The organism is Phytohabitans rumicis (assembly GCF_011764445.1).
Lineage (GTDB): Bacteria > Actinomycetota > Actinomycetes > Mycobacteriales > Micromonosporaceae > Phytohabitans > Phytohabitans rumicis.
In genome coordinates, this window is the sequence record NZ_BLPG01000001.1 from 7,884,054 (window position 1) to 7,896,334 (window position 12,281).

The window sequence follows — 12,281 nt, forward strand, 5'->3', positions numbered from 1 at the left end:
CGAACGAACGAGAGGTTTCCATGCGACGCGGCCGGCAAGCGCTGCTCGGTTGGCTCTACGCGACACCGACGGCGGTCTTCGTGGTGGCGCTGTTCGCCCTCCCGCTGCTGCTCGTGATCAAGATGTCGGTGTCGAAGTGGCCGCTGCTCACCGGCGATCAGGGCATCAACTTTCCCGACAACTTCAAGAAGGCGGTCGACCACCGCTTCTTCACCGATTCGGTCGTCTTCACCATCAAGTACACGGTGCTCGCGACCGTACTGCTGCTGGTTTTGGGGTTGGGTCTGGCTCTGTTGGTGCAGGAGTCGAGCCGGTGGAACAACCTGCTCCGGGCGTCGTTCCTGATCCCCAGCGCGCTCGGGCTGGCCTCGGCGTCGCTGCTGTTCTACGTGTTCTACTCGCCGTACGCGAGCCCGCTGAAACCACTGATGGACAGCTGGGGCTTCACGTTCCTCGGCTCACCGAACGCGGCGCTGTTCTCCACGACGTTCCTCATCGTGTGGCGCTACGCCGGCTTCTACATGGTGCTCATGCTGGTCGGTCTGCAGGGCATCCCGGCGGACGTGTTCGAGGCCGCCCGCTCCGACGGCGCCACCCGCTGGCAGACGTTCTGGCGGGTCACGCTGCCGCTGCTGCGCCCCACGCTGGCGCTCACGACCGTGCTCTGCGTGACCGGCTCGCTGCTCGCCTTCGAGCAGTTCTACATCCTCACCAAGGGCGGCCCGGACAACAGCACGATCACGGTCGTCCAGCTCATTTACAGCGTGGCGTTCCAGGGACAGAACGACCTCGGTGTCGCCGCGGCCATCTCGGTCATCGTGCTCGTCGCGCTGGTCGTCATCAACGCGCTGCAGCTGCGCGCCTTCCGGTCCGAGGAGAGCTGAGAATGGCGGTCCGTTCCCGGTCCACCTCGACCATCGCCGGCATCGCGTTGCGGACGCCGTACTGGGTGTTCACCGGCGCGCTGGCGTTGATCTTCCTGGCGCCGCTCCTCTGGACCGCGGTCGCCTCGGTCTCCCCGCAGGCCGGCACCAACCAGGTCGACGGCTGGGGGTTTGGCAACTACGAGACGCTCACCCGCTACCAGGCCGGCATCTGGCGCTACCTGCTCAACTCCGCGTTCGTCTCGCTGCTGACGGTCGCGCTGACGCTGCTGATTTCGTTCTTCGGCGGCTACGCGTTCGCGCGGTTCCGCTTCCCCGGCAAGAACGTCCTGTTCCTGCTCACGCTCGCCATCCTCATGGTCCCGTACGCGACGCTGCTGATCCCGCTGTACGTGCTGCTGAACGAGGTGGGGCTGGAGAACTCGCTGGTCGGCGTGGCGCTCGTGCTGACGATGTTCCAGCTGCCGTTCTCCACGTTCCTGATGCGCATCTCCTTCGAGGCGGTGCCGCGCGAGCTGGACGAGGCCGCGACCGTGGACGGCTGCTCGCCGTTCGGCGCGTTGTGGCGGGTGCTGCTGCCCGCGGTGAAACCGGGCCTGATCACCGTCGGGCTGTTCTCCTTCCTCGCCGCGTGGAACGACTTCTTCGCGCCGCTGATCCTCATCAACGACAGCGAGAAGATGACCCTCCCGCTCGCCGTCTCCAACCTGCGCGGCCAGGTGCAAGGCGTTGTCGACTATGGAGCGACCGAAGCGGGCGTCGTCATCCTCGCCCTGCCGTGCATCATCCTGTTCCTCCTGCTCCAACGACACTACGTGCGCGGCTTCATGTCCGGCGCGCTGAAAGGCTGAGCATGACTGCCACCGCAGCTACCGCGGCGACTGTCCTGCCCATCCGCGGCCGGCTCCGGCCGCTCGGGTTGGGTGACGTCCGGATCACGGGCGGATTCTGGGCCGAGCGCCAAGAAGTCAACGCTGTCGCGACCCTGGCGCACATCGAGCACTGGCTCGAACGCGAAGGCTGGATCCGAAACTTCGACCTCGCCGTGCGAGGTGGCCTCGCCCAGGAACGCCGCGGGCGCGAGTTCTCCGACTCGGAGGTCTACAAGTACCTCGAAGCGCTGGCGTGGGAGATCGGCCGGAACGGCGACGCGGGGCTCGAATCGCGGTTTCGCGCCGTCGTGCGGCGGGTGGCCGCGGCGCAGGAGCCGGACGGGTACCTCAACACCAAATTCGGCCGCTCGGGGCAGGCACCGCGCTGGTCCGACCTCGAATGGGGCCACGAGCTCTACTGCGTCGGTCACCTGCTGCAGGCCGCGGTGGCCCGGGCCCGCACGCGTCCCGGCGCGGACGACGGGCTGCTGGAGGTCGCCCGCCGGGCCGCCGACAACGTGTGCGAGACGTTCGGACCCGACGGCATCGACGGACTCTGCGGGCACGCGGGGATCGAGGCCGCGCTGGTGGAGTTCGCCCGGACCACCGACGACGACCGCTACCTGGCCCAGGCCGCGCTCTTCGTCGACCGGCGGGGCCACGGCCGGCTCAGCGACGTGGAGTTCGGCCGGGAGTACTTCCAGGACGAGCAGCCGGTCCGGCAGGCGACCGTCCTACGTGGACACGCGGTGCGGGCGAACTACCTCGCCGCCGGCGCGGTCGACGTCGCGGTCGAGCAGAAGGACGCCGGCCTGCTGGACGCGGTGCGCAACCAGTGGCAGAACGCGGTGACGCGGCGCACGTACATCACCGGCGGGCAGGGCTCCCGGCACCAGGACGAGGCGTTCGGCGGCGACTGGGTGCTGCCGCCCGACCGCGCGTACTCCGAGACCTGCGCCGGCATCGGCTCCGTGATGGTCGCGTGGCGGCTGCTGCTGGCCGACGGTGACCCCCGGTACGCCGACCTCATCGAGCGGACGCTCTTCAACGTCGTGGCGACCTCGCCGTCGGCGGACGGGCGGAGCTTCTTCTACGCCAACACCCTGCACCGCCGCGAGGTCGGCACCCTGCCCGACGCCGACCGGCCCAGCCTGCGCGCGGCGGCCTCGTTGCGGGCGCCCTGGTTCGAGGTCTCCTGCTGCCCGACCAACGTCGCCCGCACGCTGGCCAGCCTGACCGCGTACGTGGCCACGTCCGACGACGACGGCCTGCAGTTGCACCAGTACATGCCCGGCACGATCGAACACCGCCGCGCCGACGGGCGCGAGCTGCGCGTGACGGTGACGGCCGACTACCCCACGACGGGGAGATCCGGGTACGTATCGAGGGCGACGAAACTGCCTGCGACACTGATGTTCCTTGGTCGCTGTCGTTGCGGGTACCCGGATGGGCGGCCCAGGGCGCGACGGTGACCGTCGACGGGCATACCCGGCCGGTCGGTCCGGGCTACGTCACCGAACAGCGGATCTGGCGGCCCGGCGACGAGGTCGTGCTGTCGCTGCCGATGGCGCCCCGGTTCACCTACCCCGACCCGCGCATCGACGCGGTCCGCGGCTGCGTCGCGGTGGAGCGCGGCCCGGTGGTGCTGGCCCTGGAGTCCGTGGACGTCGACGGTGTCGATAGCGTCGACGAACTCCGCGTCGACACCGGCCGCCCGCCCCGGCTGTCCGCCGGCCGGGTGACCGTCAGCCTGCGGCGCGTGCACCCGAATGACCACGACTGGCCATATAGGACGGACGAGGCCGAGTCGGTGCCCGCATTGGGCGAGGAACTGGACGAGGTGGCGCTGGTGGCGTACCACGCATGGGCCAATCGCGGGCCCTCGACGATGCGCGTCTGGCTCCCCACAACAGCAGATCGCCGTACCCCCGACCTCAAGGAGGAAGCGAGATGATTCCGAGACGCGTGCGGAGGGTGCCCGTGTGGGCCGCTCTCACCACGCTTTTGGTGGGAGGAGTGGTCGGCATGCCCTCCGCCGCTCACGCCGCCGGTCCGGTACTGCCCGGCAACGAGGGTGACGTAGGTGTCTACACCGACGGCCTGAGCCACGTCATGGACATCGGCGACCCGGTCTACGCCAACGCCGGGGACGTCGCCAACCAGCTCAAGCCCGGCGTGCCGTTCACCGCGGGCAACATGCATCAGTCCATTTTCGACAAGGACCTGGCCGCTGGCGGCACGGACTACTATCTCGACCGCGTCCTGGGCGTCTCGGGCACGATCGGGTCCGCGGTGCTGATGACCCGGGGCCGCTCCCTGTACATGCGCGGCGCGAGCAACAACAACTTCACCGTCATGGGTTTCGCCGGCAGCGCGTACGTCGGTGGCCCCAACAACCTCGGCAACCTGTACACCGTCACGGTGCCCGGCCAGACGGTCACCGAAGTTAACGCTAACAGGTTCAACGCGCCGAGCCACGCCAAGAGCCGGTACACGATCGGCACCACCGGTGTCACCGCCAACCTGACCAAGTTCATCACCTACGACAACGTCGCGGTCACCGCCATCACCTTCACCAACCCCGGCGCCGCACCGGCGACGTTCACCGTCCGGGCCGCCTCGCCGCTGGCGACCCAGGCCGGCCAGGGCGCGGCCGAGCTCACCGGCACCCGCGTCATCACCAGCGGCGCCAACAACGGCACCATCGACACGGCGTGGGACACGATCCGCACCAGCCTGACCGGGGCGGGCTTCACCCGTACCGGCACCAACCTCGACCGTGAGGTCACCGTGGCCGCCGGCGGCTCGGTGTCGCTGTCGGTCGTCGGCGCGGTCTCCTCGGCCACGCTGCCGAAGACCGTGCAGAGCTACCAGGAGTACGCCCAACTGGCGCCGGCCGAGGCGGTACGCACCGGCGTCACCGCGTTCAACAGTCGCTGGGCCCAGGACGTCCCCTACATCAACGTGCCCGACCCCGCACTGGAAAAGGCCATCGTGTACCGCTGGTGGGGCGAGCGCTACAACAGCCTCGACGCCAACGCGACCGGCCACGTCTACCAGTACCCGACGACGATCGAGGGCGTAAACCTCTACCAGAACGCCGTGGCGCTGACCCAGCCGATGCACCTGCAGGACACCAAGTGGCTGCGCACGCCCTACCTGCCGTACGGCCAGATCCTCAACATCGGTGAGCTGTCCGGCTCCTCGGCGTTCCTGGACAGCCCCGGCCACACCAGCTGGAACAACCACTACTCGCAGTACATCGGCACGGCCGGGCTCGAGGCGTACAACGTGCACGGCGGTGGCAAGGAGATCGCCGGAAAGTTCGCCCACTACTTCGAGGGCGACGGCGTCGGCCAGCTCGAACACTACGACGGCAACGACGACAAGCTCATCGCCTACGACACCAACTTCATGCCGGGCAACGACGCCGACGCCATCACCTTCGGCTTCCCGAAGGCGAACGCCGGCGCACCCGGCGCGCGGACGATCGAACGCCCCGAGTCGGCGTACGTGTGGGGCGCGCTCGACGCCGCCCGGCAGCTCTACCAGATCTCCGGCGCGGATCAGTCCAAGGTGGACCAGATGGCGGCCGGGGCGAACGGCGTCCGGGACGCGATCCTCGGTCGACTGTGGAGCACCGACACCCGGATGTTCCTGGCCGGTACGTCGCACGGGGCGACGAGCGCGGCCAGCTCCAACGGCCGGGCCAACCCGCTGCCCGAGTCGGCCCGCGACCTGATCCCGGCGAAGGAGTCGAACCTCTACGACGTCTACGCCCAGAACCTCATCCCGTTCGACCAGTGGCAGACCTACGTCGACGGGTTCCGCTTCCTGACCTACGGCGACAACTTCCCGATCTTCCCGTTCTACACCGCGAACCAGTACGACCGGGCCGCCTACGGGATCGGCGGCTCCAACAACTTCTCCAACATCAACTTCACCGTGCAGTACCGCGGCGTCCGCTCGGCGCTGCGCCACTACGACCCGGGCCAGAAGTACATCACCCCGGCGTACGCCAAGCGGCTGCTGGACTGGATGGCCTGGAGCGTCTACCCGGGCGCGGACATGCGGGTCGCGAACCAGGCGGAGTACTACTCCAACTGGAACCCGACCACCAAGACGTACAACCGCAACAACCCGAACCACATCATGCTCGGGAACCAGAACTACATCTTCGTCGAGGACATGGCGGGCATCCAGCCGCGCTCCGACGACAAGATCGAGCTGTGGCCGATCACGTTCGGCTACGACCACTTCATGGTCAACAACCTGCGCTACCACGGGCAGGACGTCACGATCGTCTGGGACCCGGACGGCAGCAAGTACGGCCTGGGCGCGGGCTACAGCCTCTTCCTCAACGGTGAGCGGAAGGTCAGCACCGACAAGCTCGGCAAGTTCACCTACGACCCGACGACCAACCAGGTCCAGGCGGAGGACGGCCTGACCGTCACCTTCACCGCGGCGACCGGGAGTGACTTCCCGAGCGCGGTGGACACGCCGATCCAGGACGAGCGGGTCGTCGAGTACCTCAAGACGGCCGGCATCGACCTGACCGAGGACGCGCCGAACCTGGCCGCGGGCGCCAACCTCAGCTCGTCGTACACCCAGCAGGGCGTGCGTCCGACACCGTGGCGGCAGTTCCACACGCCGGGGTGGAGCACGTCCACGATGAACTACACGCCCGGCGCCATCAACGAGACCGAGCGGCCGGTGTCGCTGGCCGCGGTCACCGACGGCGTCACCGCCAACGAGCCGTACTGGGGCAACTACGGCACGACCGAGAAGAACGGCTACGTCGAGCTCGACCTCGGCTCGGCCAAGTCGTTCGACAACGTGAAGGTGACGTTCGTCAGCGACCGCCAGGCCGGCGGCTACCGCGAGCCGGCGCGCTGGTGGGTCCAGGTGCCGAACGGCAGCGGCGGCTGGAAGGAAGTACCGGGCCAGTTCAAGAACCCGACGGTCACGTCGGCGAAGTTCAACGAGGCGCTCTTCGGCACCGTGACGTCGAACAAGGTGCGGATCGCGTTCACGAACAACCCGACGTACTTCACCGCGATCGCCGAGATCCAGGTGTTCAACTCCGGCCGGGACGTGCCACCGGTCTCCAACCAGGCGCCGGTCGTCACCGCCGCGCGCGACGCCACGGCGGACGGCAACCTGTCCACCCGGCTGGTCGGCACGGCGACCGACGACGGCATCCCGTACGACAGCGAGCTGACCCTCGGCTGGGAGACCGTCTCGGCGCCGCAGGGCGCGGGCGTCATCTTCGCCGACCCGAAGGCGCTGTCCACCCGGGTGACCGGCACGGTCGCCGGCGACTACGTGTTCCGGTTCTTCGCCGACGACGGGGAGAGGCGGACCGAGGCGACCGTGGCGGCGACCCTCGCCAAGAAGGACGTGGTCGCGGAGTTCGGCTCCTCGGCGGCGGTCACCACCAGCGGCAGCGCGCCGTGGGAGAACCCGCTACGGGTCAACGAGGCCACCACCCCGGCCAGCTCGAGCCCGGGCGCCGGGAACGGCTGGGGCACCTGGGGCCAGACGCAGAACGGCACCACGCCGGAGACGGAGGCGTGGATCCAGTACCGGTGGAACTCGCCGGTGCGACTGTCCTCGACGGACATCTACTGGTACGACGACAACGGCGGCACCCGCCGGCCCAACGCCGACACGTACGTCGTCGAAAGCTCGACGGACGGCGCCACCTGGACCCCTGTCGCGCTGACCGGCGGGTCGGCGTACGCCGGCGGCCTGAACACCAACGCCTACAACCGACTCACCTTCGAACCGATCATGACCAGCTACCTGCGCGTCCGCATCTGGGGCGTGATGACCGGCGGCGCGGGCACGGGTGTGCTGCGCTGGCGGGCCAACGGCGAGACCGTCGACTCGGTGCGCTCGCCGGTGCTGATCCGGACCACCGTGGGCCAGGTGCCCACCCTGCCGAGCGAGCTCGACGGCGTGTACGCCAGCGGCGCCCGCGGCAAGATCGGCTTCCGGTGGCAGCAGATCACCCCAGAGATGGTCGCCGAGCCCAATGTGGACCCGTTCGTGGTATACGGCACGAACGACGCCTACGGCCTGATCGCCGAGGCACGAATCTATGTGCGGCCAGAGACGGCCCCGGGCGGAATCTCGATCCAGGGCGCCGAGTCGTTCCAGCAGAGCGTCGATGTGGGGGAGTTGCCAGGGTTGCCGGACAAGGTGGAGGTGTCCTACAACGACGGCTCCCGGGACAACCAGGCGATCGGCGTCGACTGGCAGTTCGACCCGAACATCGTCAACACACCCGGGCGCTACACCGTCATCGGCAAGCTCATCCTGCCCGACTACGTCAGCCAGGCCGGCACTACGCAGACCACGCTGACGCTGACCGTGGGCGACGGTGGCCCGGCGTGGGACGTCACGGTGCAGGCGCGCTCGCAGTGCATCGGCGGCAACGCCTACGTCTCCGTCAACGCGCGCAACGACGAGGACGTGCCGCTCACCATCGAGCTGGTCACGCCGTACGGGTCGCGGACCTTCCCCGGGGTCCTGCCCGGCAAGTCCGCGTACCAGGCGTTCAACGCCCGCGCCAAGACGATCCCGGCCGGCACTGCCACGGTGAAGGTCTCCGGAACCGTCAACGAGCAGCCGGTGACCGCGCAGATCACCGCGGCGTACGCGGCGATCACCTGCGGCTAGCCAGGGTTAGGAGACCGACACGTGAAAATCAGCATGAGACGAAGGGCGGCCGCCGTCACGGCGGCCGCCGGGCTCCTCGCCGGCGCCCTGGTGGGCGCCGGCACGCCGGCCTACGCCGCCGACCCGATCACCTTCACCAACACCGTCAACCCCATCCTCGGCGACGGCAGCTACTACTCGGCCGACCCGGCGCCGCTCGTCGTGCCGGCCGGCGCCCCCGGCAACGACAGCGGAAGCGACCAGCTCTACGTCTACACCGGACATGACGAGGCCGGACCGTCCACAAACGACTTCATCATGAACGAGTGGGGCGCGTTCCGCACCACGGACGTGCAAGCGGGACAGTGGACCCACTACCCGTCGTTGATGCGCCCGGAGCAGGTCTTCGCCTGGGCGACCGCGGGACGCGCGTACGCCGGCCAGGTGGTCCGGGGCGTCGACGGCCGCTACTACTGGTACGTGCCGATCAACGAGCGGGACAGCCCGGCGGCCGACAAGTTCGCGATCGGCGTGGCCGTCTCGGACAGCCCGACCGGCCCGTGGACCGACCACGCCGGGGGGCCGATCATCTCCCAGCGGGTGCCGACCGCCAACACCATCCACAACATCGACCCGACGATCCTGGTCGAGGGCCAGCGGGTCTTCGTGTGGTGGGGCTCGTTCAGCAACCTGCGGATGCTGGAGTTCCAGGCGGACATGAAGACCCCGGTCGGCACCCAGCGCACCGTCACCGGGCTGACCGGCTTCTTCGAGGCGGCCTGGGCCTTCAAGCGCGGCGCCACCTACTACATGGCGTACGCCGGAAACAACGCCGGCCCGACCTCCGCGTGCACGCCGGCGAACTACCACGCCTGCATCGCGTACGCGACGGCGGCGGCGCCCGAGGGGCCGTGGACGTACCGGGGGACCGTGCTGCGGCCGGTCTCCTCGACGACCAGCCACCCGGGCATCCTGGAGTTCAACGGCCAGTGGTACCTGGCGTACCACACCGCCGACGCCGTGGGCGGCGGCCACTTCCGCCGTTCTGTCGCGATCGACAAGGTCGAGTGGGACGACACACAGACCCCGCCGCGGATGAGGCTCGTCACGCCGACGCCCGCCAAGGGGCGCGACCTCACACCCCGGCCGAACATCGCGCAGGAAGCGAAGGTCACCGTCTCCAACGAGCCGGTGCCCACGCAGTACTGGGTCAAGGCGCTCAACGACGAGATCGTCCGGTCGAACCCGCTGCCGCCGGACATGTGGGGCACCTGGACCGGCAACAACCCGCCCCAGCAGTGGGTGCAGTACACCTGGGACCAGCCGATGCGGATCTCCGGCTCGCAGATCGAGTTCTGGAACGACCAGCCGCAGGGCACCGGCGTGGGCGTCGCCGCCCCCGCCCGCTGGCGCGTCCAGTACTGGAACCTCGACAGTGGACAGTGGGTCGACGTGCCGAACCCGAGCGGCTACCCGACCAGCACGCAGGGCTTCCAGAACACCACCTTCGACTCCGTCACCACCACGCAGGTCCGCGCGCTGTTCGACGCGTCGACCAACGGCAGCACGTACTCGGCCGTGGCGGTCGAGGAGTGGAAGATCCTTGCCGCGCAGCCGTCATCCGTCGCCGCGCCGGCTTTGACGGTCGAGGTGGGGGAGCGGGAGCTGCCCGGCACCGCCGCGGTGACGTTCGGCGATCAGAGCCTGCAGGTGCCGGTCTTCTGGGACCCGGTGACCGAGGAGCAGGTCGCCGCACCCGGCACGTTCCCGATCCAGGGCACCGTGCTCGGCTACGCCGCCGGCCGGATCACCGCGCAGGTCAGGGTGATCTCGCCCGGCGACACCGAGGGCGACGAGACCGCGCCGACGCTGACGCTCACGCCCAGCGGCAGCGCGGGCAGCGGCGGCTGGTTCCGGTCCGCGGTGCGGGTCCGCGTCGCCGGCGTCGACGACCGCGGCGGCCGGCTGACCATCGAGTCCACGGTGGACGGCGGCGCACCGGCCGTCGCGACGGAGGTGCGGTACGCCGACGTCACCGTCTCCGGGGACGGCCAGCACACCGTCACGTCGACCGCGACCGACCGGGCGGGCAACGTCTCGGCGCCCGCGAGCCTCGCCGTCCGCATCGACGCCACGGCGCCGGTCAGCACGGGCACGGTGAACAGCACCACCCGCGCGGTCACGGTGACCGCGACCGACGCGGCCTCCGGGGTCGCCCGCATCGAGTACGCCATCGGCACGGGCGCGTGGACGGCCTACACCGGCGCCATCGCGGCACCGGACGCTAACCGGCACACCGTGTCGTTCCGCGCGCTCGACACGGCCGGAAACCTGGAGACCGCCAAGACGGTCGCCATCCCGGCGGACCTGTCCGGGCCGCTCACCGGCAACATCGGCCCCATCGCGACGCCGACCGCGTCGTACACGGCGCCCTGGAACAGCCTCACCGGGCTCAACGACGGCGCCGACCCGGCGAACCCGAGCCAGGCGCAGATCTGGGGCACCTGGTCCGGCGACCGCCCGGCCAGCCAGTGGGTCCAGTACGACTGGGCCCGCCCGGTGCGCATCACCGGCACCGAGCTGAAGTTCTGGCGGGACTCGGACCAGGGCAGCGGCAACGGCGTCGCCGAGCCCGACGGATGGGTGTTGCAGTACTGGGACGAGGCGACCTCGGCCTGGCGCGACGTGACCGGCGCATCCGCGTACGGCACGAGCACCACCGCGTTCAACACCGTCACCTTCGACCCGGTCACCACACCCGGGTGCGGGCCACCATCCAGGCCAACGGGAACGGCGACACCTACTCCGCGGTCGCGATAACCGACTGGCGGGTCTTCGCCGACGACCCCGGCACCAACCCGGCCACCGTGCCGGTCACCGTCACCGCCCAGTCGCGGTGCATCGCCGGCAAGGCGTACGTCGCCGTGCAGGGCCGCAACGACCACGGTGCACCGGTGACGATCGAGCTGGAGACCGCCTACGGCGAGCGGTCCTTCGCGAACGTCGCGCCGGGTGCCAACGCGTACCAGTCGTTCGCCACGCGGGCGGTCTCGGTCGCTGCCGGCACGGCCACCGTCCGCGCCACCGGGACCGTGGCCGGCAAGGAGGTGACGACCGTCTACACCGCGGAGTACCCCGGCGTGGCCTGCGCCTGACTTTCGGACTCACGACCGACTACAAAGGATAGTGGAGCATCGCATGAGCACATCGAAACGCAAGCGGCTGGCCGCGACCGGTGCCGCCGGCGCGGTCCTGGCCGGGGCGATGGCGCTGCCGTCGCCGGCCCTGGCCGAGCCCGGCGACAGCGGTGACGTACGGGTGACGGTCGACATCGAGGAGATCCAGGAACCGGGCGTGCTCGCCCTGTCGATCGCCGCCAACGCCGTCGCGCTGTCCGAGGACGGCTCGACCTTGCTGGTACGCCAATTCGTCGGTACCTTGCCGACGGTGACGGTTACCGACACCCGTACGCCGGAGGAGATCCCCGACGGCGCCGCGTGGGCCGTCCTGGGCAGCGCGACCGATTTCGTCGGCAGCGCCGGCCAGGCACCGATCAGCGCCGGTCATCTCGGCTGGAAGCCGAACCTGATCGACGGCGGCGACACCGGTCAGGTCACCGAGGGCGAGGAGGTGGTGACCGTCATCGACGAGCCGACCCAGCCCGGCAACAACGTCGGTCTGGTCGACCAGGAGCTGCTGGTGTCCACGTTCGACTCCGAGGCGGTCACCGGCGACGCGTACTCCGTCAACGCCAACCTGTTCCTGCGCGCCCCGGCGGATGTCGCCGCCGGCGCGTACACCTCGACCCTGACCCTGTCGCTGTTTGAATGACGCACGGGTGGGGCCGCGCTCGGCGCGGCCC

General features: G+C 69.7%; 8 protein-coding genes. All 8 read left to right on the forward strand.

Annotation, left to right across the window (positions count from 1 at the left end; genetic code table 11):
- Positions 1–20: 20 nt before the first annotated feature.
- Positions 21–884 carry a carbohydrate ABC transporter permease gene (locus Prum_RS35785; RefSeq protein WP_173080836.1) on the forward strand — a complete coding sequence of 288 codons (864 nt, stop codon included), beginning with the start codon at positions 21–23 and terminating at the stop codon, positions 882–884.
- A gap of 2 nt (positions 885–886) precedes the next feature.
- Entirely contained in the window at positions 887–1,735 is an 849-nt protein-coding gene (locus Prum_RS35790) for a carbohydrate ABC transporter permease (RefSeq protein ID WP_173080838.1), read from the forward strand.
- A gap of 2 nt (positions 1,736–1,737) precedes the next feature.
- On the forward strand, positions 1,738–3,228 hold the full coding sequence (locus Prum_RS35795) for a glycoside hydrolase family 127 protein (RefSeq protein ID WP_371871312.1): 1,491 nt from the start codon (positions 1,738–1,740) through the stop codon (positions 3,226–3,228).
- Positions 3,138–3,710 (forward strand): glycoside hydrolase family 127 protein, encoded by a 573-nt coding sequence (locus Prum_RS55360; RefSeq protein WP_371871405.1) that lies wholly within the window; start codon positions 3,138–3,140, stop codon positions 3,708–3,710. Before Prum_RS35795 ends, Prum_RS55360 begins: the two co-directional genes overlap by 91 nt.
- Positions 3,711–3,781: 71 nt before the next feature.
- A complete protein-coding gene (locus Prum_RS35800; protein ID WP_246278315.1) occupies positions 3,782–8,440 on the forward strand; it encodes a discoidin domain-containing protein in 4,659 nt (1,552 codons plus the stop codon).
- Between the two features lie 33 nt (positions 8,441–8,473).
- Positions 8,474–11,239, forward strand: a complete 2,766-nt coding sequence (locus Prum_RS35805; protein WP_308785400.1) for an OmpL47-type beta-barrel domain-containing protein — start codon at positions 8,474–8,476, stop codon at positions 11,237–11,239.
- On the forward strand, positions 11,182–11,574 hold the full coding sequence (locus tag Prum_RS54655) for a hypothetical protein (RefSeq protein ID WP_308785401.1): 393 nt from the start codon (positions 11,182–11,184) through the stop codon (positions 11,572–11,574). The genes Prum_RS35805 and Prum_RS54655 overlap by 58 nt, the downstream gene beginning before the upstream one ends.
- Positions 11,575–11,617: 43 nt before the next feature.
- Positions 11,618–12,250, forward strand: a complete 633-nt coding sequence (locus tag Prum_RS35810) for a hypothetical protein (RefSeq protein WP_173080840.1) — start codon at positions 11,618–11,620, stop codon at positions 12,248–12,250.
- Positions 12,251–12,281: the final 31 nt, after the last annotated feature.